Source organism: Rhizobium sullae (assembly GCF_900169785.1).
GTDB classification, from domain to species: domain Bacteria; phylum Pseudomonadota; class Alphaproteobacteria; order Rhizobiales; family Rhizobiaceae; genus Rhizobium; species Rhizobium sullae.
The window spans coordinates 174,472-197,318 of sequence record NZ_FWER01000015.1 but is presented as its reverse complement, the minus strand read 5'-3'; the positions used below and the strand labels follow the sequence as shown (position 1 = coordinate 197,318).

General features: G+C 60.2%; 16 protein-coding genes. 10 read left to right on the top strand and 6 right to left on the bottom strand.

Going from position 1 to position 22,847, the window contains the following annotated elements; all coding sequences use genetic code 11:
• Window positions 1–56 precede the first annotated feature (56 nt).
• From BN1800_RS15635 to BN1800_RS15625, 3 genes are all read right to left on the bottom strand, one after another.
• On the bottom strand, window positions 57–1,289 hold the full coding sequence (locus tag BN1800_RS15635) for an ABC transporter substrate-binding protein (protein WP_027509669.1): 1,233 nt from the start codon (window positions 1,287–1,289) through the stop codon (window positions 57–59).
• Between the two features lie 65 nt (window positions 1,290–1,354).
• A complete protein-coding gene (locus BN1800_RS15630) occupies window positions 1,355–2,257 on the bottom strand; it encodes a sugar phosphate isomerase/epimerase family protein (RefSeq protein WP_027509668.1) in 903 nt (300 codons plus the stop codon).
• An 11-nt stretch (window positions 2,258–2,268) separates the two neighbouring features.
• Window positions 2,269–3,303, bottom strand: a complete 1,035-nt coding sequence (locus BN1800_RS15625; RefSeq protein ID WP_086999132.1) for a Gfo/Idh/MocA family protein — start codon at window positions 3,301–3,303, stop codon at window positions 2,269–2,271.
• Here BN1800_RS15625 and BN1800_RS43430 point away from each other — a divergent pair.
• From BN1800_RS43430 to BN1800_RS15605, 5 genes are all read left to right on the top strand, one after another.
• Window positions 3,242–3,772 (top strand): ATP-binding cassette domain-containing protein, encoded by a 531-nt coding sequence (locus tag BN1800_RS43430; RefSeq protein WP_280173953.1) that lies wholly within the window; start codon window positions 3,242–3,244, stop codon window positions 3,770–3,772. The genes BN1800_RS15625 and BN1800_RS43430 overlap by 62 nt on opposite strands.
• 43 nt (window positions 3,773–3,815) lie before the next feature.
• Complete coding sequence (locus BN1800_RS15615; protein ID WP_086999127.1) at window positions 3,816–4,856, top strand: LacI family DNA-binding transcriptional regulator; 1,041 nt, start codon at window positions 3,816–3,818, stop codon at window positions 4,854–4,856.
• 36 nt (window positions 4,857–4,892) lie between these two features.
• Entirely contained in the window at window positions 4,893–5,111 is a 219-nt protein-coding gene (locus BN1800_RS40360) for a hypothetical protein (RefSeq protein WP_143533980.1), read from the top strand.
• A gap of 247 nt (window positions 5,112–5,358) precedes the next feature.
• Window positions 5,359–5,595: a DUF1127 domain-containing protein gene (locus tag BN1800_RS15610; RefSeq protein ID WP_086999124.1), complete on the top strand. Its 237-nt coding sequence runs from the start codon at window positions 5,359–5,361 to the stop codon at window positions 5,593–5,595.
• Window positions 5,596–5,742: 147 nt separating this feature from the next.
• Complete coding sequence (locus BN1800_RS15605; RefSeq protein ID WP_086999122.1) at window positions 5,743–6,777, top strand: substrate-binding domain-containing protein; 1,035 nt, start codon at window positions 5,743–5,745, stop codon at window positions 6,775–6,777.
• A gap of 39 nt (window positions 6,778–6,816) precedes the next feature.
• Here BN1800_RS15605 and BN1800_RS15600 read toward each other — a convergent pair whose 3' ends face one another.
• Window positions 6,817–8,016, bottom strand: coding sequence for a multidrug effflux MFS transporter (locus tag BN1800_RS15600; protein ID WP_086999317.1), 1,200 nt, complete (start codon window positions 8,014–8,016; stop codon window positions 6,817–6,819).
• 175 nt (window positions 8,017–8,191) lie between these two features.
• Between BN1800_RS15600 and BN1800_RS15595 the strand changes: the two genes are divergently transcribed.
• Window positions 8,192–8,923, top strand: coding sequence for a TetR/AcrR family transcriptional regulator (locus BN1800_RS15595; protein ID WP_086999314.1), 732 nt, complete (start codon window positions 8,192–8,194; stop codon window positions 8,921–8,923).
• A 3-nt stretch (window positions 8,924–8,926) separates the two neighbouring features.
• On the opposite strand, the gene BN1800_RS15590 is transcribed toward BN1800_RS15595, so the two are convergent.
• Window positions 8,927–9,367 (bottom strand): response regulator, encoded by a 441-nt coding sequence (locus BN1800_RS15590; RefSeq protein WP_086999119.1) that lies wholly within the window; start codon window positions 9,365–9,367, stop codon window positions 8,927–8,929.
• A gap of 430 nt (window positions 9,368–9,797) precedes the next feature.
• On the opposite strand from BN1800_RS15590, the gene BN1800_RS15585 reads away from it, so the two are divergent.
• Window positions 9,798–11,540, top strand: a complete 1,743-nt coding sequence (locus BN1800_RS15585) for an adenylate/guanylate cyclase domain-containing protein (RefSeq protein ID WP_086999116.1) — start codon at window positions 9,798–9,800, stop codon at window positions 11,538–11,540.
• A 90-nt stretch (window positions 11,541–11,630) separates the two neighbouring features.
• On the opposite strand, the gene BN1800_RS15580 is transcribed toward BN1800_RS15585, so the two are convergent.
• Complete coding sequence (locus BN1800_RS15580) at window positions 11,631–12,452, bottom strand: alpha/beta fold hydrolase (protein ID WP_086999113.1); 822 nt, start codon at window positions 12,450–12,452, stop codon at window positions 11,631–11,633.
• Between the two features lie 211 nt (window positions 12,453–12,663).
• Between BN1800_RS15580 and BN1800_RS15575 the strand changes: the two genes are divergently transcribed.
• The 3 genes from BN1800_RS15575 (at window position 12,664) to treY (ending at window position 22,813) form a co-directional block, all read left to right on the top strand.
• Window positions 12,664–18,132 carry an alpha-2-macroglobulin family protein gene (locus BN1800_RS15575; RefSeq protein WP_086999110.1) on the top strand — a complete coding sequence of 1,823 codons (5,469 nt, stop codon included), beginning with the start codon at window positions 12,664–12,666 and terminating at the stop codon, window positions 18,130–18,132.
• Window positions 18,132–20,213, top strand: coding sequence for a penicillin-binding protein 1C (pbpC, locus tag BN1800_RS15570; protein ID WP_086999107.1), 2,082 nt, complete (start codon window positions 18,132–18,134; stop codon window positions 20,211–20,213). The genes BN1800_RS15575 and pbpC overlap by 1 nt, the downstream gene beginning before the upstream one ends.
• Window positions 20,214–20,284: 71 nt before the next feature.
• Complete coding sequence (treY, locus tag BN1800_RS15565) at window positions 20,285–22,813, top strand: malto-oligosyltrehalose synthase (RefSeq protein ID WP_086999104.1); 2,529 nt, start codon at window positions 20,285–20,287, stop codon at window positions 22,811–22,813.
• Window positions 22,814–22,847: the final 34 nt, after the last annotated feature.

Sequence of the window (22,847 nt, the reverse complement as noted above, 5' to 3'; positions counted from 1 at the left end):
CCCTGCCGGGAGGAAATGATGGGATGGCCCGAAGGCCATCCGGTTAGGTCGGGAGACTAGCCGAGGACTGCCTTGATCTTGTCTGCGGCCTGATCAAGCGCATCCTTCGGGCTCATCTGGCCGGTCAATGCAGCCTGGATTGCATCTTGGATTGCCTTGGAGATCTTTGGCCATTGCGGATGCGGGCCGCGGGGCTTGGCGTATTTCAACTGCTCGATGAAGACCTTGAGGGCGTCATCCTTCAGTGCTTCGCCGGTCGCCGGGATGGTGATGTCGGAACGGGCCGGAAGCTGACCGTAGTTCTTGAACATCTTGTCGTCCTGCGAGGCGAAGAATTCGAGCACTTTGAAGGCTTCGTCCGGGTGCTTGCTGCTGGCAAAAATCGCCCAGTTGAAGTCGCCCATGGCCGACGAGCGCTCAGCGCCTTCCTTCGGAACCGGAAGCAGGGTCACACCCCAGTCAAACTTGGCTTCCTTCATCATGCGGTCGAGTTCCCACGGACCGGAGATCGCCATTGCGGCATTGCCGGAGTTGAACGTGCCGGTCGAATCCCACTGACCACGTGTCAGACTATCGGGCGAGGCAAGCTTCTCGTCCATGATGGTCTTCCAGGTCTCAAGCGCCTTGACCGCGCCGTCTGCATTGATGTTCTCGTAGCCGCCACCACCCATCTGGGCCCAAGGAAGAAACTGGAAGGTACCTTCCTCGTTCGCCTTGGCGGAGAAGGCCAGGCCATAGACGTTCTTGGCCGGGTCAGTCAGCTTGCGCGCGTCCTCAACGAGTTCGTCCCATGTCTTCGGCGGCTTGTTCGGGTCGAGGCCCTTCGCCTTGAACATGTCCTTGTTGTAGTAAAGCGCGATCGTGTTGGTCGCCTTCGGCACGCCGTAGTACTTACCGTCCCACATCACGGATTTCAGCGGTCCGGGAAAATAGTTCTCCGGCTTTACGACCGTCGACTTCGAGATCATGTCTGTGAGATCGAGGAATGCGCCGCGCGATGAGAAGAGTGCGTGCTCAGGATTGTCGACGGCGATGATATCAGGCGCCTGTCCCGTGGAATAAGCGCGCATTGCCTCACTTACGACGTCATCGAACTGAATCTGGCGATATTCGACTTTAATACCGTTGTTGAGCTTGTTGAAATCTTTGACGAGATTCGGCGCCGGCTGAATGTCGCGGTCGAGCGACCAGACGCTGATGGTAACGTCTTCCGCCTTGGCGGAAAGGCCAAAGAGCGAGACGCCGGCAAGTGCCAGAGCGCCCAGAACTGCAAATTTACGGATAGCCATGGTTCTCCTCCTTTGTGGTTATCCCCGACAGTCCGGCAAAATCCTCCTTGCCGGACGCGGTATCGTCAAACCGGATCGACGACGAAATCGCCGCCCCGGGCATGCTTCAGATGATTCAGTGCATGGACCTGGCCGGTCATCTCCAGCGCATCGCGGTAGACCGGATCATGCCAGCCTTCGATATCGATCGAGCCCGACCAGCCGGCCAGACGCAGTTCGGAAATGATGTCCGTCCAGTTGCTGTCGCCGAAGCCCGGCGTGCGCATGAAGACGAACTTTTCCTTGCCGAAGATGCCATGCTCCTTGATGACATCCCACCGGATCGTCGCATCCTTGCCGTGGACATGGAAGATTTTCTTTGCCCACTTGCGGATCTGTGGCAGCGGCTCGATCAGGTACACCATCTGATGGCAAGGTTCCCACTCAAGGCCGATGTTGTCGTCCGGCGTCTCGTTGAAGATCAGCTCCCAGGCATCCGGATTGTGGGCGATGTTCCAGTCGCCGGTCGTCCAATTGCCGTCCATCGCGCAGTTTTCGAAGGCGATCTTGATGCCCTTGTCGGCGGCGCGCTTGGCAAGCTCGCTCCATATCTGCTTGTAGCGCGGCAGGCTGTCGGTCAGCGGCTTGCCCCGAACACGGCCGGTAAAGCCGGCAACGCAGGTGGCGCCGAAATGATGGGCATTGTCGATGCAGTCCTTCCAGCCTTGCAGCGTCTGCAAGTCGATATCGGTTTCTTCCAGAGGATTGCCGAACATGCCGAGCGTCGAGATGGTGATGTCGCGGCCACCGATCGCATCGAGGGAACGCTTGCCGAGTTCGGCAAGATCCTGCCCGTTGGTCGTTTGCCAGAAAAAGGGCTCGAAGCTCTCAAAACCCATATCGGCGATCTGGCCGATGCGCTTGTCGGCACCGCCCTTGGACGCGCTGACCATTGTGCCGATACGGATGGACTTTGCAGAATTGCTCACAATCTCATTCCTTATGCTGAAATCTCGATGCGCTTGCCGGACCTGGCGCTTTCGATCGCGCCGAAGACCATGGCAAGGCTTCTGATATTGTCGCTGCTGACGGTCTCCGGCGGTTTGCCGGTTCGGATGGCGTCCACGAAGCCGGCAATCACGCTGGCATGGCCGTGCGTTTCCTCGTCGCGCTCCGGCCCGGGAACGTTGACGGGCGCAAGGCCGCGCAGCAGACCCGTCTCCTCCCCCGCAACCGCGGCGCCGAACGTGGAGTCTCCATCCCAGGTCAGCATTCCCTTGGAGCCGACGAGACGCCACTGGCTTTCCCAGCTCGTGCGCTCGCCTTCGGCACACCAGGAGCCGCGATAGGTGAAAACGACATCGTCGGAGAATTCAAAGGTGGCGTTGGCAGATGCGCCGTGACGGTACCACGATCCCTTGGGATTGCGCTCGATGCAGTAGACAGCGAGCGGCTTTTTGCCAGCGACATAGCGTGCCGCATCGAAAGTGTGGATCGCCATGTCGAGAAGCAGGACGTTGTCCATGTCCTCGCGAAAGCCGCCGAAATGCGGGGCGAGGAAGAAGTCGCAGTGGATGCCCGTCAGATCGCCGATCGCACCCATTTCGACAAAACGGCGCATGCGGCGGACACCGGATATGAAGCGGCGGTTCTGGATGATCGCGTGGATCTTGCCGGTTTCGGCCGCAAGATCGATCAACGCAGCCCCCTCCGTCAACGAGGTTGCCATCGGCTTTTCGCTGAGCACATGGCAGCCGGCCTTGAGTGCCGTGGAGACGACGTTGAACCGGGCAGCCGGGATGACGACGTCGAAGACGATATCCGCCTTCGCCTTTGCAATGACGGCGGAAAGATTTGTGCCGATGGCAGCCCCGCTCAAGCCGAATTCAGCGGCGAGCGCTTCGGCCGCAGCCGGATTGACATCGACGAGGCCCGTGACCTCGATCGCTTCGGCCAGAGCCGGGGTTTCCTTTATGGCGCGCAGCCAGCCCTTGGACATGGCTCCGCATCCGCAGAGAACTGCATTCAATTTCACGATTTCCTCCCGCGGCGCGCGTCCCGGCAATTCGCCGAAAGCGTGTCCCGTAAACGTTTACGATACTAAGCGGAAAGGTTTCTTTCTGTCAATAGAGGGCAGATTTGAGCAAAATGCTGCGAAAAATGGCTTTAAATGCGGACCTTTAGGCAAGTTCGTGCCGCAGCGCAGCAGAGAAATATCCACCATGTCATCTGACCGTAAAGCAAACATTCTACCAGACTCGGCTCGCACAGCCGTGCAATTGGAGGGATTGAGCATGACACACGACGCGGTTCTGGAGCTTAATTCCGTTGCCTGCCGCTATGGCGCAACGCAAGTTCTGGACGAAATCAATCCCAGCATCGCCCGCGGCGAATTCACTGCCCTGCTCGGCTCTTCAGGCTGCGGAAAGACGACGCTGGTGCGAGTTCTTGCCGGCTTCATCACCCCTCCTCCGGCTCTGTCACCATCCTTGGTTTTATGCTGATCGTGGAGCGATTTCTAAAGACAGACGTGCTAAAGGAACGCCAATGAACGACGGCCCGATCAACGAGGGAAAGACCAAGCGCAAGGAGCGAATGCGCTTTGTCAGCGCCGAGCAGGTGGCACAGCTTGCGGGCGTTTCCCGCTCCGCGGTTTCACGGACGTTCACCCCCGGCGCGAGCGTCGCACCCGCGACCCGCGAGCGAGTGCAGAAGGCTGCCGAGGAACTCGGCTACCACGTCAATGATCTGGCGCGCGGCGTTCTTGCCAATCAAAGCCGCCTTGTCGGAATCGTCGCGACACGCCCGGAAGTCGGTTTTCGCGCCCATCTGGCGGCAGCACTTGCAAAAACGCTGATAAAGCGGGGCAGCATCCCGATCCTGATCAATACCGGGCAGACCGAGGATGAATTGCTTGCAGCGCAGAAGATGCTGATCGGCCACCGCGCCGAGGCAACGATCATCCTCTCCGGTTCGCCGCCCGAAAGCTTCGTGGATATCGCCCACCGCAACGGCCAGCCGTTGGTGGTCATCGGCCGCACCGAGCCGGATGCCGATCATGTCAGTGCAGGAAACACCGAAGCGTCCGGCAAGGCAGCGGTAGCCTTCTTCGACAATGGCTACCGGCGGCTGGCTGTTGCCGCGTCGCATTCGGCGACATCCAGCATTGCCGAGCGCGAGACGGCCTTCCGGGTGGTAGCCGAGGAGCTGGGCGCTTCGGTTTCGGTTGGCCGCGGCAGGGATTCCGACTACGACAGCGGCATTGGTGCGGCACGCCAGCTCTTCGCACAGGCTGAACAGCCGGAAGCCGTCTATTGCGCCAACGACCTGATCGCCTTCGGATTGATGGACTATGTGCGAAAGACGCTCGGCTTGCGGATACCGGAAGACGTCGCGGTGATCGGCTTCGACGATGTGCCGGAGGCGGCCTGGCTAAGCTACCGGCTCACGACGTTCCGCCAGGATCCGGCCGTGATGGCGCAGCGCGCCGTCGAACTCGTGGAACGTCGGCTTGCCAACCCGGACCTGCCGCCTGCCTACGAGAGGGTCATTCCGGAACTTATCATCCGTGACAGCTTCAAGCCTTGATCCACGAAAGATCGCCATGCGATGGGAAGGCAGTCCGTGTTTCGCACTTCTGCGCCGATCGCATTGCTCGGGCTCTTCAGGCCGATCCTCGAAGACGCCGGACTACTGAACGCGATCATCGACACCACAGCAATGTTGCCGTTATGCAACAATTACGACGGCGATCTCTGCAATTCAGGATTTAGTGTTGCCGATCATCCGATGTCGTGTAATAATAAAATTATTCCGCAATTCGATCAGAGGAGGCGTAAATGAATTCCATTATCATGTTTGTGCGCCCCATTGGCGGAACGGCTCTCGTGGCTTCGATGCATTGCGCATCTAACTTGGGCCGACATTACTCCGTGACCTTCTAAGTCCCGGATTTCCGCCATTTTGGCGTTTTCTCACCTAACCTGACGTGACCGGCTGGCAGAACGGCTATTGGCGTTTCTGTGTCCGCCTCCGCGCGTCTTTTGATTCGAAAGGACCTGGCAGCTTGACGGCGCCGGGGCAGAAAATCATGCGTGAAGCACAATCAATAGTTGTTGAAAGCCTCTCGGCAACGGTCGATGACCTGTGCCAGAAATTTGGTGTCTGGAGAACTGCGCGCGCGTTAGCTCTGGCCGCCTGGAGGCATCATCAAACGGTGAACCAGATCTCCCATCTGTCAAATCGTACGCGCCGCGACATCGGTCTTCCGGAGGTTGACGACGCGCTCGGCGAGATCAGATTCTCCCCTTGGGGCACCCTGCCCTGACGTAAGATGACATCCAGGCCCGGCGGCTTGTTCGCCGGGCCTGGCATCTGCTGATCCTGAAGACCGCCGCGAACCGCTTTCCGGAAATGCTTTCCTGTGGCAATAAGAGAGATCACGCGTTTCGATTTGGGAGGAAGATCGCTGCCGATGAAGGGGATCCGACAGCTTGCCGAGCATCTGGACATTTCGATCGGGACCGTTTCCCGCGCGCTGAACGGCAAGCCGGATGTCAACGAGGAAACGCGAAAGCGCGTGCTCGCTGCCGCCGAAGAGCTCGGCTATGTAGCAAACCAGTCTGGCCGCAGCCTCCGGCAAGGCACGACCAATGTCATCGGCTTGATGATCGAATCCAGCAAGGAAACAGTCGACAACAGCGACAACTTCTTCCTCGGCCTGACTGGCGGTCTGCAGAGCGTGTTTGCGCGGCACAAACTTGACCTCGTGATGCTGCCCTGTCCCAGCGACGAGGATCCCTATGAATATCTGAAGCGCATGGTGGCGCGGCGCGTCGTCGATGCGATGATTATTTCGGCGACGCAGCGGATCGATAAACGCATCGACCTTCTGGTGAAGGCGAAGATTCCCTTCGTCGCGCTCGGACGCAGCTCGTCCGGTGGCAACTACACCTGGATCGACCTTGACTTCGAGGGCGTGGCCGCATCGGCGGTTGACCGGCTGGTGGCCAAGGGACATCGCAGGATCGCAATCGCAGCACCCTCGAGCGATATCAATCTCGGCTACATCTTCATCGATGCCTACCGGCAGTCACTCCAACGGCACGGCATCCCGTTCGATCCGAAGCTGGTCATCCGCGTCAAGTCGAGTGAGCAGGGCGGCTACCAGGCTGGCCACGAATTGCTGCTCTTGGACCACAAGCCGACAGCGATCATCCTGATCTACGAGTTGATGGCGATCGGTCTTTACAGAAAGCTGGTCGAGGCAGGCGTCGTTCCGGGGCGCGATCTGGCAGTGATCGGCTTCCGTGAGGAGCCGCGCGCGAAATTCCTGCAGCCGGCCCTCACCTGCTTTCGCATGTCTCTGCGCGATCTCGGCGTCGAGTTGGCCGAGACCCTGCTTGCGACCATGCCCGCCTATGCGAAACACTATCCGAAGGGCGCCCGCAACACGATCTGGCCGCTGGAGCTGGTCCCAGGTGAAAGCGACGCCTTTTCCCTCAAGTGACGAGAACGACCGCGCCCGACAAGGCCGCGGCCGGGATTGTTACTCGGCAGGAGCGGCGGCGGCGCGGCGGCCAAGTGTTGCCTGCGTCAGGATGAAGGCAAGCAGCGCGCAGGCCGCAATGCCTGCCGCCATTGGAACGGCCGTGCCGTCGGCAAACAGGCTCGATACCACCATTGCGACCGCCGCAATGACGAAGTGCAACGTCCCCATCAATGACGAAGCGGTGCCTGCGATCTCACCGTGATCCTCCAGAGCAAGAACCGCGCTCGTTGGAATGACAAGGCCGAGAAAGCCGTATCCGATGAAAAGAAAGACGGCCAGGACAGGAAGCTGGTTGATGCCCGCAGCCATGACGACTGCCAAGGCGACCATGACGAGCGAATAGGCGGTGACGGCTGTGCGCATGACGCGAACGAGTCCGAAACGCTCGCCGAGCCAGCCGGTCGCCTGCGATACCGCGAAGAAGGAGACGGCGTTGATCGAGAAGGCGAAGCTGTACTGCGTCGGCGTCAGGCCGTAGTGCTGGATGAGCACGAAGGGCGAGTTGGCGAGATAGACGAGGAAGCTTGAAATCCCGAGACCACCGATGAAGCTGAGCGTCAGGAAGTTTTTGTCGCGGAGCAGGAAGCCGTATGCCGACATCGCGCTGCCGAGGCTGCTTTCTTTGCGTTCCTTTGCCGGACGGGTTTCGTCGAGCTGCGTTGCAAGCAGGATGAGCCCGATGAAGGCTGCGATCATCACTGCCCAGAAGACGCCGCGCCAGCCGTAGAACTCTATGACCGCACTTCCGGCCAGCGGAGCGAGGATCGGCGAGATCGAAAAGACGAGCATGAGGAGCGACATCAGGCGGGCTGCCTGAACACCGGTATGCATGTCACGAACGACGGCCCGCGGGATGACCATGCCGGCCGCCCCGCCGATGCCCTGGATGAAGCGGAAAGTAATCAGGGTTTCGATGTTCTGCGCCAACGCGCAGCCAATGCTGGCTGCGGTGAAGATGCCGATACCCAGGTAAAGCGGCAGTTTCCGGCCCCACATGTCGGACAGCGGACCGTAAAGCAGTTGGGCAAGTGCAAAGGAAATGAAGAAGGAGAGAAGGCTCAACTGGGTTACGCTATTGTCGGAGCCCAAATCGGCGCCGATCGAAGGCAGCGCCGGAAGATACATGTCGATGGCAAAGGGGCCTATGGCCGATAAAAGGCCAAGGATGAGCGCAATGCGAAAGAATGAAGCGGTCATTTGGAGATCTTTCATAAAAGCGCAGCGAAGGAGGCAAAATATGTCTCTCCGCCGCATTGCTCTCGAGGGGATTCAAATGATGGTCGGTTGCAGCCGCGACGCGCTTGGGAGAAGCGTCAACGAATGCGCACCAGTGCGTCAACTAATTTGGACACGGCTGTAAAATTAGACAGTGTTGTCTAAAAGGTCAAGACGCATTATCTTTAGCGGGATGAAAAACTTCGCGACACCCGAAAAGAGCGCGGACGGCCCTACGCAGCGCGGCCAGTTCAAGAAACGCGCTTCCATTCTGGAGGCAGCAGCCGATGTGTTCTGCCGCCAGGGATTCGCAGGGGCGAGTATCGATGAGATCGCGGTCGAGGCCAACGTCTCGCGACAGACCATCTACAATCATTATTGCGACAAAGAGACCCTTTTCGTCGCCGTCGTCGACGATGTCTTGAAGCGCGCCAATTCGATGCTTTTCTCGATGCTGGCAACATTTCCGGCAAATGCTGATAATCTGGAAGAAGATCTTGTCGCCTTTGCCGTCCGCGTCAACAAGAACTGTATCTGCAATCAGGATGGAAAATTTCTGCGCCGGCTCGTCCAGAACGAGGGTGAGCGCTATCCGCACCTTTTCGAGACGTGGCGCCAGCAGGGTCCGGGCCGGATCGTTTCGGCGCTCGGCGCCCTGTTTGCGCGGCTGAGCGCCAGCGGTGCGCTGAAGATAGACGATTTCGATGTGGCGGCACGGCAATTTCTTGCGCTCGGGAACGCGGATCTGCAGGTCATGATGCTGTTCGGGCAGACGCCGACGGACGAGCAACTCGAAAGTGCCGCACGCAATGCGGTGCGGACTTTCCTTCGTGCCTATGGTACGGACAAACCGGCCGCGCGGCAAAAACTTGCAGCCCTCAGCGGCTGAGCCTCAGACGAAAGCCAACATCTGCGACGGCACGGCGGCAAGCGCGCCGTTGCGGCGTGCAACGGCATACTTCAGCGACTGTTCGACGACGGCCGGCTTGACCGGCTTTTTGACGACGCCGAGCGTCCCCTTGACGCCTCCGGCAATCATCTCCGGGTTGCCTGTCATGAAGACGACGGCAATGCCGTACTCTTCGGCAAGCCGCCGACCGATTTCCGGGCCGGTCGCGCCATCCGACAGGTTGACATCAACAAAGGCGACGTCCGCTGTCGAGGCAAGACGCAACGCCTGTTCCTTGTTTGCAGCGAGACCCGTCACTTCCACTCCCATGGCTTGAACGGTCGCTTCGAGGTCGAGGGCGATTAGAAACTCGTCTTCAACGATCAATACCCTGGAGTTCATTATGTCATCCCGTAGCCAACTACGAAAAACATTCGTGGCCATGACACCCTCTCCCGTTGACCTAGGCGCGCGAAGGACTTCGTACCGAACGGCCTTTACCGACCGAACTTGGTCAGATAACGGGTAGCGCCGGGATATGTTCCGGGTCGATACGCATGTTTTTTTGATTAACCCTTTGTTAACGCTAATAAAACACTAAGATCGGCATAAGCGTTTGATAAAAAGCGGTTCTAACTTTGCGGAATCAGGTAGCGAATACCACCAGATTTCCGCCTCCGAAAAGTGCTGCTACTGATTGCAGAAACTTAGTTGCCTCGCCCCAGGGTCCTGTGGGCTTTCGGCACGTGAGGCTCCCATCGGCCGTTCCGCTTGGTCGTGGGGTGTTGATCCAGATGTGAGGCGGCTCAATGGACTTCCATCCAGGGCGCAAATACCATAGGCGCAATTCCACCTCCTCGGGTACAATTGCCCAATGGCCGAAGAACGCGTCCAGCGCCGTCTTGCAGCAATCGTCGTCGCTGACGTCGTTGGCTACTCGCGTTTGATGGAGGGCGACGAGGTTGCGACGCTGGCGGTGCTGAAGGAGCGCCGGGCGACAATTCTCCAGCCTATCGTGCGGGCGCATGGCGGCCGGATCGTTAAAGTGATGGGAGACGGGGTCCTCTTGGAGTTCGCAAGCGCGGTCAACGCCATGACCGGAGCGATCGAGTTGCAGCGGAAGATGGCGGATGCGAACGCCGCCCTGCCAGAGGCGCGCCGTATCGTCTTGAGGATCGGCATCAATCTCGGCGATGTCGTCGTAGACGGCGGTGACCTTTATGGCGACGGCGTCAACATAGCCGCACGGCTACAAAGCTTGGCCGAGCCGGGAGAGATCTATGTGTCGGCGGGCATCCGTGATCAGGTCAAACGCAAGCTTGCGTTTGACTTTGACGATCTTGGACCGAAATCTCTGAAAAACATCGCCGAACCGGTTCATGTCTATCGCCTACTCAATGAGCCCGTCGCCAAGGTCGGCCACGAGGGACAATCCGCGCTGCCGCTGCCTGCCAAGCCATCCATCGCCGTGTTGCCGTTCACCAACTTGAGCGGGGAAGCCGAGCAGAACGTTTTCACAGACGGGTTGACCGAAGACCTGATTACCGACCTTTCAAGAAATGCCGGCCTGTTTGTCATCGCGCACCATTCGACCTTTGCCTACAAGGGAAAATCGGCCGACGTTCGCTTGATCGCACGCGATTTGGGCGTCCGCTACATCCTGGAGGGCAGTGCGCGCCGCGCCGCCGGACGCGTGCGCATCAACGTTCAGCTCATCGACGCCGTGGGCGGAGATCACCTCTGGGCCGAACGCTTCGACCGAAACCTCGAAGACATATTCGGCGTACAGGACGAAGTCACAGATAAAATCGTCGAGGCCCTTGTCGGACGCTTGTCGGATTCACCGTCACGCAACCGTCCGAAGAGCCTCGAAGGTTATGACCTTTGTGTCCGCGGGCGAAGTCTGATCTCAACGTTCAACAGTTCGCCAGAAGCGCTTCGCGAGGCCGAGATACTCTTGAACCAGGCAGTCTCGATGGATCCCGAATATGCGGAGGCATTTCGCTGGCTGGCTTTTGTTTACTGGCAATTGTGGGCGCAGAGCATCGAACCCACGGAAGAGAACCGATCACGAGCCCTTGAACTGGCCCGCAAGGCAGTAGCATTGGACGAGAACGACGCTGCCAGCCATTGGTTTTTTGGATTTTTGTTGGCCCATGAAAGACGCTGGCCCGAGTCCGATGAAGAGTTCGCCGCCGCCTTCACGCTGGAACCAAACAATGCGGATGCCTTAGCCATCTGTTCGGAGCTTGCGGCGTTCGCAGGTCGTGCATCGGAAGCGATCGAACTGACCCAAAGGGCGCTTCGACTGAATCCGCACCCGGCCGGGTGGTATTATTGGCAGCTTGGACTCGCGCATTACGCGGCCTGCCAATATGAAGAAGCCGTCAAGATTTTGCGCATGGAGGCGATCTACCGCAGCCCCTCGCGCCGCATACTGGCGGCTAGCCTTGCCCAACTTGGACGCACAGACGAGGCGATGCGTGAGGCAGCTCTTTTCATGGCGATGACCCCGAAATTCACCATCACCCACTGGGTCGCGGCACAACCCTCGCGCGATCCGGAGACAGTCCAGCGCTTCGTCGAAGGCTATCGCATGGCCGGATTGCCGGAATGAGTGGGATGCTCCCAAAGCTCTGCTCTAAATCGAGTGCGACGCCTCGTGCCACCAGTCGGCTCAGCGCTGACGGGATCGCGCCCAGAGCGGTCACGAACGCTCCAGAAATGTCCAAATCAGGCCGGCCACCTTTTCAGGATCTTCCCAATGAAGGTTATGGCCGTGGCCAGGAAGGGAAATGAACTCCGCGCCGACGATGCCATCCTTCATCTTCGCCTGGTGTTCCTCAGTCGCGATCACATCCTCCTCGCCCCGCAGGATGAGCGTCGGCGCGGAAATATCCTGCAGCAGCGGCGACGGATCATAGGCAAGCTGTTCGTAACAGATGGAATGCCAGATTCGTGACGGCATCGCGGCGCTTTCGCGGCGGGAATGGGCCAGGAAACGCTCTTCAACCGGAACTGCGCTGGAACACCATTCCCGGATGAATGTGCTCTCTGGATCAATCGGATCCCGGAGCATCTGGATGTTCTCCCACAACCACCCGTGACGCTCGCGCAACGCGGTGGACGTGGACATAAGAACGAGTTTGCCGACGATGCCGGGCCAGCGCTCAGCGATTGCCTGCGCAAGCCGTCCCCCAAGCGAATGGCCGACTACGTGCATCGGCGCAACGCCCAGAAGCTCTATCAGGAACCGGACATCATTCGCCATCTCGGGAATAGTGTAGCAACCCTCAGGCTTGTCGGAATTCCCGTGACCGCGCAGGTCTGGCGCTATGACGCGAAAGCCCGTTGCGAGATAAGGCGCGATGAGGCTCCAGCTTCGGGCGCTGTCAGTAAACCCGTGCAGCAGGAGGATGGGCGCGCCGTTCTGGTCGCCCATCTCGACGTACGAGAGTCGTAGCCCGTTCGGCAGTATCGCGGTCCGCTTTAGCGCTAAAAAGTGCTCTTGGGAAATCGATTCAACCACCTGTTCACCTTCAATGCTGACTTTGTATTGTCATAACGGACGCGATTGTAGCGTCCGCTTTGCGGCCACAAGGAGGCTCTAGGGCTCGTCCCTCCCAAATTCGCCATTTGTGGCACTTGCTACATAAGCCCATAAATTTGAAGTTGTATTGACAAGACTTCGCGGCCGCTGGAGAGTGCCCCAATCCAGCGCCAGCGACCGGGGGGAACCTATGTCTGTACGCTCGTTTTTCGCAATCGCCGCTATTGCCCTTTCCGCCATCGCGGCCAGCCTTCCCGCAACAGCTGCGGAGACGAAGCGCGATATTCAGACAATCAAAGACGCCGACTTCTTCGGCTTTGATCTGCGGACGGAACAGAATGTTTCCCTTGAGCAATGCAAGACGTCCTGCATCGGCGACAAGAGCTGCAAGGCCTTCACCTATAACCCAAAGGTGAAATGGTGTTTCCTGAAGTCCGACTTCAAGACCATGAACGCCTTTCCCGGCGCGATTGCCGGCCGGATCGTCGAAACGACGGCAGGGCCGCGGGAGCCCGATATCGGTGCGGCCCCTCGTCTCAGCTTTCTATCTGAAGACGTCATCCAACAAGCGCGCGACTTCAAGGCCAATCTGGCGCTTACCGATGCTCAGCCGGGCCAGACCCTCGACAGTCTGACAGCGACGGCGCGCCTTGATCTCACCGCCAACAACCTCGCAAGTGCGATCGATGCGTTTCACCGTGCGCTGGCGCTGACGCCGGACGATGCCGATCTCTGGCTGGAAACAGCCCGCGCCGCAAATTCGCTCGGCGGCACCGGCAGCCAGGCCTTCGGCCAGGCTGTTCTCGATGCGTTGAACGCCTATGAACTGACGCGCACGACCTCGAAGCGTGCCGACGCTCTTGCCGTGCTTGCGGCCTCGCTTGCCAAGAACTCGAATTTCCGCGCGGCCCTCAACGCCTATAAGGCAAGCCTTGGGCTGGCGAGCTCCAGGGAAGTCCAGGCCGCCTATCTCAAGCTCAAGTCGGAACAGGGATTCCGCATCACCGAACACAATGTCGATGCCGATAGCGCAACGCCGCGCGCCTGCGTGACTTTCTCGGAATCGCTCGTCAAGTCGGTCGACTATGCGCCGTTTGTAACGCTGAACGGACGAGCGCCCAAGGCGCTCGAAGCCAAGGATAAGCAGATCTGCGTCGAGGGCCTGGTTCACGGCGAGACCTACAAGATTAGTTTCCGCACTGGCCTGCCCTCGTCCGTTGATGAAGTGCTGGAGGCACCCGTCAGCCTTGACATCTACGTCAAGGACCGCAGCAAGGTGGTGCGGTTTACTGGCGACAGTTTCGTACTGCCTTCGTCGGCGCGCCGCGGCATTCCGCTGGTCAGCGTCAACATCGAAGCGGCCGACCTTAAGCTCTACCGCATTGGCGATCGTGGCATCGCGCCGCTTCTCACCAGTTCCCAATTCCTGACGCAGCTCGACGGTTATAGCGCGCAGCGCATTCAGGACGAAAGCGGCGAGCTCGTTTGGCAAGGTTCGATCGGGATCGCCAACGGCCTCAACAAGGATGTCGTCACCAGCTTCCCCGTCGATGAAGCCTTGCCCGAGCGCAAGCCCGGCATCTATGTGCTGATCGCCTCTCCTACCAATACGCCGGACAATGAATGGGATGCCAAGGCGACGCAGTGGTTCGTCGTTTCCGATATCGGTGTTACCACCTATGCCGGAACCGACGGGCTCAACGTGTTTACGCGCTCGCTCGCTTCTGCCAAGCCGATCGCCGGCGTCGAGCTGCAACTGCTTGCCAAGAACAACGAGGTTCTGGGCACCGCGACGACGGATGAAAACGGCCGAGCCGTCTTCACCGCCGGCCTGCTGCGCGGCACGGCAGCACTCACACCCGCCGTCCTGGCTGCCAGGAACGGTGCGTCCGACTACGTCTTCCTCGACATGACACGCGCTGGATTCGATCTGTCCGACCGCGGCGTGACGGGACGGGCCTCGCCCGGTGCGATTGATGTCATGACCTGGACCGAGCGCGGAATCTATCGGGTGGGAGAAACGGTGCATGCCTCCGCCCTTGCCCGCGATACGGATGGCAAGGCGATCGAGAAGCTGCCGCTGACCTTCATCTTCATGCGCCCTGATGGCGTCGAGGACCGGCGCATCGTCAGGCAGAGCAGCGACGCTGGCGGCTATGTGATCGACCTTCCGATCCAGGAAAGCGCCATGCGCGGCAGCTGGACGATGAACGTCCATACCGATCCCAAAGGATCGCCGATCGGCACAAGAACCTTCCTCGTCGACGATTTCGTTCCCGATCGCACCGACATGGAGCTGAAGACAGAAGCCAAGGAAATCGGTCCCGACACGCCGGCAACGATCGCTATCAGCGGCAAGTATCTCTATGGCGCACCGGCGGCCGGCCTGACGCTCGAAGGCGATGTCGTCATCAAGCCGACGCGCGAAAGCCAGGCTTTTTCGGGTTACGTCTTTGGTCTTTCTGACGAGGAGGCGAACGAGGAAAGCCGCCAGGCGATCGAAGGCCTGCCGGAACTGGACGAGAACGGCCAAGCCACGACCGATCTCACGGTCGGCGACCTTCCCGCGACCACGCAATTGCTGAACGCGACGGTCTACATCCGCATGCAGGAAACGGGTGGGCGGGCGCTGGAGCGCTCACTGGTGATCCCGGTCAAAAGCCAAGGACCGATGATCGGCATCAAGCCTGAGTTTTCGGGCGATGCAGCCGAGAACTCGATCGCCGGCTTCAACGTGATCGGCGTTTCCGCAGACGGCCGAAAGCAAGAAATGAAGGGGCTGCGCTGGAAGCTTTCGCTCCTTGAGCGCGAATACCAATGGTATCGGGAAGGCACGGCATGGAAATACGAATCCGCCTTCAACGCACGCCAGGTTGCGAGCGGCACGGTTGATGCCGGCCTCGACGGCGGCAAGATAGCGTCCCAGGTAGGCTGGGGCCGCTACCGCCTTGAAGTAGAAAGCCCGGACGCGGATGGTCCGGTATCAAGCATCGAATTCGATGCCGGCTGGATGGTGGCGGCTGTCTCAACTGAAACGCCGGACGGGCTTGAAATCGCCCTTGACAAAGAAAGCTACAAGGTCGGTGAGACGGCGAAGCTGAAGGTTTCTTCCCGTTACGGCGGAGAGCTGATGGTGACTGCCGGGACGGAAAATCTCGTTGCCGTGCAGAATGCAACGATCGGCGAGACCGGGGGCGAAGTGGAGGTCGCGGTCACCGCCGAATGGGGCGCTGGCGCCTATGTGACAGCAACGCTCTTCCGCCCGGGCGACGCCCAGGACAGCCACATGCCGATGCGCTCGATTGGCATCAAATGGCTGAAGGTCGATCCCGAGCAGCGTGCACTGCAGGTGAAGCTCGATGCACCGGAAAAGATGCTGCCGCGCGCACCGCTGAACATCAGTCTTGCGGTGACGGGGGCTGGCGCCGATGAGGACGCTTACGTCACGGTTGCCGCCGTCGATGTCGGCATTCTCAATCTGACGCGCTACGAGGCGCCCAATCCCGAGGACTGGTATTTCGGCCAGCGTCAGCTCGGTCTTGAAATCCGCGATCTCTATGGCCGCCTGATTGATGGTTCGCTCGGCGCGACCGGCAAGCTTAGAACCGGCGGCGACGGCGGCGCGGTGGCGCTGCAGGGCAGCCCCCCGACGCAAAAACTCGTCGCCTTCTTCTCCGGTCCAGTGAAGCTTGACGCCGCCGGCAAGGCGAACGTCAGCTTCGACATTCCGCAATTCAACGGCACGGCGCGTGTCATGGCTGTTGCCTGGTCGAAGGACGGGGTGGGCCACGGCGTCAAGGACGTCGTCATCCGCGATCCGGTGGTCGTCACCGCCAGCCTGCCGAAGTTCCTGGCCCCTGGCGACAAGGCGGAACTGCGCCTCGATATTGCCAATACCGATGCACCGGCCGGCGATTTCAAACTGCAGCTGACCGGCAACGAGGCCGTCGGCATCGAGGAAGCTGCAGCTTCCCGGACGATCCATCTGGCCGCCGGTGCGAAATCCGACTTCACGCTATCTGTGATCGGCAAGCAGCCAGGCAACGGCGCTGTTTCGATCAACCTCTCGGATGCTGCTGGACTGTCGCTCGATCAGACGGTTGACGTACCGGTCCGCCCATCGTCACTGCCCGTGACCGAACGACGCGTCATCGCCCTGAAACCGGGGGCGAAACTGAAGATCGACAAGGAGCTTCTGGCCAACAGCGTGCTTCCGGGCGCCTCGGTCAGCGTCAACGTCACCCGTTCGGCCGCCTTCGACATTCCCGCACTGCTGATGTCGCTCGACCGTTATCCTTTCGGCTGCGCCGAACAGACGACGAGCCGCGCGCTGCCGCTTCTTTATCTCAGCGAGCTTTCGAAACAGAATGGCCTCGGAGATGATGCAGACGTCAAGAAGCGCGTGCAGGATGCGATCTATCGCGTACTGTCCTATCAGGCATCGGCAGGCAGCTTCGGCCTTTGGGGACCGGATTCGGGCGACCTTTGGCTCGATTCCTATGTCACGGATTTCCTGACGCGGGCGCGTGAAGAGAAGTACGACGTGCCGGACCGTGCGCTGGTGCAGGCGCTCGAGAACCTCCAGAACGCGTTAAGCTATGACGTCAACGTCAAGACGCAGGGCGATGAAATTGCTTATGCAATCTATGTTCTCGCCCGCAACAGGAAAGCCTCGATCAGCGATCTGCGCTACTACGCCGATACGATGATCAACGACTTCCCGACGCCGCTTGCCAAGGCGCATATCGCCGCGGCACTTGCCCTTTACGGAGATGCGACGCGCTCGAAGAATATCTTTGTCGATGCGCTGCAGATGACCGAGGATTCAATGGTTCATCGCGTCAATCTTTCGCGCACCGACTACGGCTCGATCCTGCGCGACGGCGCAGCCATTCTGGCACTTGCCGCCGAAAGCCGCCCTGTCCCGCCGGTCATTCCTGAACTGGCAAAGGCCGTCGGCAAGGAATGGGATCGCAGCAAGTGGACGAGCACGCAGGAGCAGGCATGGACGCTGCTTGCGGCGCGCGCGATCCAAAGCGGCGATGACTCGCTGAAGGTGGACGTCAACGGTGCGCTACACACGGGTGCCTACATGGCGAAGATGAGCGGCGACGCGCTGATGAACAATCCGCTGACGCTGACGAGCGCCATGGCCGATCCGGTATCGGCGGTCGTGACGACCGTTGCAGCACCCGTCACGCCGCTGCCTGCCGGCGGCAACGGCTTTGCCATCGAGCGCAGCTATTACACGCTTGATGGCGAGCCGGCGAATATCAGTGAAGCGCGGCAGAACGAGCGCTACGTGGTGGTGCTGCACGTGACCGAAACCAACGCCTGGCCGTCGCGTATTATCATGACCGATCTGCTGCCGGCTGGCCTCCAGATCGACAATCCGAGCCTGGTCGACAGCGCGCAACTCACTAATTTCGACTGGATCGGCGAACAGACGGCGGCTCATACAGAGTTCCGCGACGACCGCTTTGTTGCGGCCTTCAACCGGACGTCGGACGACAATCGTGACATCAACGTCGCCTATGTCGTGCGGGCTGTCACTCCAGGCGTTTATGACCACCCGGCGGCGACCGTGGAGGACATGTACCGTCCCGAATATTCGGCTCGCACGGCGACCGGCAAGATGGAGGTTGTCGCAGCACGATAATGCGGCTCTGGCACAAGGTCACGATTGGAACGACGGCCGGTATCCTTCTTGCCGGTGCGGTTTTCTTCGCGCTCGAAACCGCCGACAATGCCTTTCCGCCGCCGCTTGAAAAGACCGGTGCGGTGTCGGCCGAAGTGCTGGATGCCGATGGTCAGCTGCTGCGGGCCTTTGCGACGTCGGAGGGCCGCTGGCGTCTGAAAACCACGGTCGCAGACGTCGACCCACAATTCACGCGCATGCTGATCGCCTATGAGGACCGGCGCTTCTACGACCATCACGGCATCGATCCGCTGGCAATCGGGCGTGCGGGCCTGCAGCTGATCACCAACGGCCGCATCGTTTCCGGCGCCTCGACGCTTTCCATGCAGGTGGCACGGCTGATCGAACCGCGCGCGGGACGCTCGCTTTCGGCGAAATTCCTGCAAATGGTACGTGCCGTCCAGATCGAGCGGCGGCTTTCGAAGGAAGAGATCCTTGATCTCTATCTGACGCATGCGCCCTACGGCGGCAATCTGGAAGGCGTGCGCGCCGCAAGCCTTGCCTATTTCGGCAAGGAGCCGAAGCGGCTGACGGTGGCGCAGGCTGCCCTCCTCGTTGCCCTCCCTCAGCTTCCCGAGCGGCGCCGTCCCGACAGGAACCTGGCGGCGGCGGAGGCCGCGCGAAAACGCGTTCTGGAGCGCGCCGCCGTAGACGACGCCATCGGCGAGGGAGAGGCCGAGCGCGCCGAGGCGACACTCGTTCCGGCAGCGCGCATGCAGCTTCCGGCCCTTGCAGCACACGTCGCCGAAGCAGCACTTCGCAGAAAACCGAAGGAGCGCGAGCATCGAACGACGCTCAAGAAGCAGGTGCAGGAAGGGCTCGAAGCAACGGCAAAGAATGCCGCCATGAAGCTTGGCCCGAAGCTTTCGCTGGCGATCGTGATGGCCGATGCGCGCAGCGGCGAAATCGCCGGCGAGGTTGGTTCAGTGGATTATTTCGATGCCAGCCGCTCCGGCTGGATCGACATGACGCGGGTCAGCCGTTCGCCTGGCTCGACCCTGAAACCCTTCATCTACGGCCTTGCTTTCGAGCAGGGGTTGGTGAGCCAGGAAACGATCATCGAGGACCGGCCGGCGGATTTCTTCGGTTACCGGCCGCGCAATTTCGACATGCGCTATCAAGGCGACGTGACGGTCCGCGAGGCATTGCAGCTTTCGTTGAACGTGCCGACCGTCAGGCTGCTTGACGCCGTCAATCCGGCGCGGCTTCTGGTGCGCTTCCGTCGCGCCGGCGTCCGGCCCACCCTGCCACCGAACGAAACGCCGGGACTGGCGATCGGGCTCGGGGGCGTCGGCATCACATTGAAAGACCTCGTGCAGCTCTATACGGCGCTTGCCAACAAGGGCGAACCGGTTCGGATCGGCGACGGCGTGACGGGCGCGCCCGGCAAGATCGATGGCGAACCGTTGCTGGAGCCGGTCGCCGTCTGGAACGTTTCGGATATCCTTTCCGGCGTCGTCCCACCCGCAGGCGCTCCGCAACGCGGCATCGCTTACAAGACGGGGACCAGCTACGGCTACCGCGACGCATGGTCGATCGGCTACGACGGGCGTTATGTGCTCGGTGTCTGGGTCGGAAGGCCGGACAATGGCGCGGTGCCGGGATTGACCGGTTACGGCACGGCAGCCCCCATCCTGTTTGAGGCTTTTGCAAAGTCGGGCATAGCAGCCACGCCTCTGTCGCGCCCACCCTCCGGGGCAGTACGCGTCGCCCAGGCCGATCTGCCGGTCAGCCAGCGGCGTTTCTCGATAAATGCCAGCGGGTTGCTTTCCACCTCCAGCCGCGAACAGGCACCACAGATCGTCTATCCGCCGGAAGGCGCGCATGTCGATCTCGGGGCAAAGAGTGGTGACCTCTCGCCATTGATGTTGAAACTACAGGGCGGCCGGGCGCCGTTCCGTTGGCTTGCAAACGGCAAGCCGCTGCCCGATCTTTCCCGCCGCCGCATCAACCAGTGGATGCCGGATGGCGCTGGTTATTCGAAACTGACGGTGATCGATGCGATGGGGCGTGCGGCGAGCGTCGGCGTCTTCATCGACTAACCCTTGGAATTGGGGGAACAACGCGCCCGATGTCACCGTTTCGGGCCGTCTCCCTCCGAAGAGCGGGCGACATGACGCTTCCGACATCGACATACCGCGTTCAATTCCGCAACGGCATGACATTCGACCGGGCGATCGAATGTGTGCCGTATTTCAAAGCCCTTGGCATCAGCCATGTCTACGCTTCGCCGATCTTCGCCGCGACGACGGGTTCGACGCATGGCTATGACGTGACTGACGCCAATAAAATCGATCCGGCAATCGGCGGACGGGCGGGTTTTAACCGGTTGAGCAGTGCTTTGAACGACGCCGGGCTCGGCCTCATCCTCGATATCGTGCCCAACCATATGGCCGCCTCGACGGAAAGCCCCTGGTGGCGGAGTGTGCTGAAGCTTGGGCAGGAGAGCCCCTATGCACGATATTTCGATATCGACTGGGGCGAACGGCTGACCCTGCCGATCCTCGGCAAGCCGTTCGAAGACGCCCTGTCGGATGGCGAGCTGCGGCTTGAGCGCGATTCGGAAGATGGCGAACCGGTGCTTGGCTATTGCGACACGCTTTTGCCGTTGAACCCCGGCAGCGCCGAGCTTGTTCCAGCAAGCGCAGATGAGCCGGCGTGGCTTTCGAAAGACAAAGAGCTGATCGCTCGCCTGCACGAGGCCCAGCACTGGCGATTGATCCATTGGAAAGAGGCGGCAAGACATCTGAGCTATCGGCGTTTTTTCGAGGTGACGGAGCTGGTCGGCCTGCGCGTCGAGGACGAGCAGGTTTTCGAAGATAGCCACCGGCTCATTCTCGAACTTGTGCGCTCCGGGCAGGTGCAAGGTTTGCGGCTCGACCATATCGACGGCTTGGCAGATCCGAAGCACTACCTGCAAAGACTCCGCGCCGAAGCAGGACCGGAAACCTATATCGTCGTCGAGAAAATCCTCGGTCGCGACGAAAAACTACCCGCAAGCTGGCCGATCGCCGGGACCACCGGCTACGAGTTCATTTCGGCGCTTGGCCACCTTTTCATCGACGGCGGTGGCCTGCAACAGCTTGGCACCGCCTATGCGAATATTGCCCCGGACATGGCCGATGTTGCAGCCGGTCTTCGCGCAGCCAAGCAATTGATGGTGGAACGCAACTTCGAAGGCGAGACGACGCGGCTGGTGAAGATCGTCCATGGCCTTTATCCCGACCTTGAGCGCGCCGGGATTGCGGCAGCTATCCGCGAGTTGTTGATCGCCTTTCCCGTCTATCGCATCTATGGCAGCAAAGGTCGGCTTGACGCGCGGGATGCGGACGTGCTCGGCAGGGTCGTTTCCAGCGCGGCAGAAAAGCTTGCCGACCAGCGGGCGATCGACGTCGTGGCAAGGCTCTTGAAAGGTGAGGTACGGGGAGCAGAGGCGAAAGAGTTCCGCCGCCGCTTCCAGCAGTTGAGCGGACCTGTCATGGCGAAGGCAATGGAGGACACGCTCTTTTATCGCTACAACCGGCTGCTTGGCGTAAACGAAGTCGGCAGCGATCCGGACATGACGCCGGGCGGCGTCGAGACTTTCCATGCACTGATGCTTAAGCGCGCGCGGCTTATGCCGCACGGTCTTTCAGCGACATCGACACACGATACCAAGCGCGGCGAGGATGCCCGCGCAAGGCTCTATACCTTGAGCGAAGGAGCCGATGTCTGGGTGCAGGCGGTGGAGCGCTGGCGCGAGATGAACCGCGACCATCTGGTCGAATTGCCAAGTGGCTTGACGCCTGAACCGAACGTCGAATGGATGCTCTATCAGGCGCTTACCGGGATCTGGCCGGAGGATTTCTCAAATGGAGAGGCTGAAGCGCTGACAGGACGCTTCACCGCTTATGCGGAAAAGGCGATCCGTGAAGCAAAGCACGGCACGAGCTGGGATGAGCCGCATGCCGGATACGAGGCGGCGGTTTTAGCTTATGCAACAGCGTTGCTTTCATCGACCAACCTCGCCTTTCACGAGGATTTCGGAGCGGTGATGCGGCCATTCATCGAGGCCGGCTATCTGAACAGCCTGTCGCAGACGCTGATAAAGCTGACAGCACCCGGCATTCCCGATATTTATCAGGGCGCCGAGCTTTTCGATTTAAGCCTCGTCGATCCTGACAACCGCAGGGCTGTCGACATGACGGCCTTGTCTGCCAGCCTCTTGGAAGGAGTGCCGGTCGTAAGTCTGACTGTGCCTGCGCTGAAACAGCGCATCGTCGAAATCGGTCTTCATCTTCGAAAGCGGCAACCGGACCTTTTTGCGAAGGGCGCCTATGTTCCGCTTAAGGTGTCCGGCAGCCGCAAGGATCATGTCGTTGCCTTTGCGCGAGAGTTGAACGGAACCTACGCGATGAGCGTCGTTCCACGGCTGATGCTCGGCTGGCTGGATCCAGGCGTTCTGTTCGCCGGGCCGGAATTCTGGAACGATACGATGATCCAGGTGCCTTCTTCCTTCGAGGGCCTTCGCTGCGATCTCTTGACCGGTAGGATGCTCGAGCCGGGAGGCGAGCTGTCGCTTTCGGCGCTACTCGGCAGCCAGCCTGTGGCTCTCATCGAGCCTTGGGAGGCAGATATCGAAGAGCATGAAATTATCACTTGACCTTCCAGTTGCTGGAAGGTTCATAAGCCTATCC

Excerpts from the sequence above, each read along its gene's own strand:
- BN1800_RS15635 (WP_027509669.1), bottom strand. The coding sequence starts at position 1,289 with ATGGCTATCCGTAAATTTGCAGTTCTGGGCGCTCTGGCACTTGCCGGC.
- BN1800_RS15600 (WP_086999317.1), bottom strand. The coding sequence starts at position 8,016 with ATGACCGCTTCATTCTTTCGCATTGCGCTCATCCTTGGCCTTTTATCG.
- BN1800_RS15585 (WP_086999116.1), top strand. The coding sequence starts at position 9,798 with ATGGCCGAAGAACGCGTCCAGCGCCGTCTTGCAGCAATCGTCGTCGCT.
- BN1800_RS15615 (WP_086999127.1), top strand. The coding sequence starts at position 3,816 with ATGAACGACGGCCCGATCAACGAGGGAAAGACCAAGCGCAAGGAGCGA.
- BN1800_RS15575 (WP_086999110.1), top strand. The coding sequence starts at position 12,664 with ATGTCTGTACGCTCGTTTTTCGCAATCGCCGCTATTGCCCTTTCCGCC.
- pbpC (WP_086999107.1), top strand. The coding sequence starts at position 18,132 with ATGCGGCTCTGGCACAAGGTCACGATTGGAACGACGGCCGGTATCCTT.
- treY (WP_086999104.1), top strand. The coding sequence starts at position 20,285 with ATGACGCTTCCGACATCGACATACCGCGTTCAATTCCGCAACGGCATG.
- BN1800_RS15605 (WP_086999122.1), top strand. The coding sequence starts at position 5,743 with ATGAAGGGGATCCGACAGCTTGCCGAGCATCTGGACATTTCGATCGGG.
- BN1800_RS43430 (WP_280173953.1), top strand. The coding sequence starts at position 3,242 with ATGGCGCGCAGCCAGCCCTTGGACATGGCTCCGCATCCGCAGAGAACT.
- BN1800_RS15610 (WP_086999124.1), top strand. The coding sequence starts at position 5,359 with ATGCGTGAAGCACAATCAATAGTTGTTGAAAGCCTCTCGGCAACGGTC.
- BN1800_RS15590 (WP_086999119.1), bottom strand. The coding sequence starts at position 9,367 with ATGGCCACGAATGTTTTTCGTAGTTGGCTACGGGATGACATAATGAAC.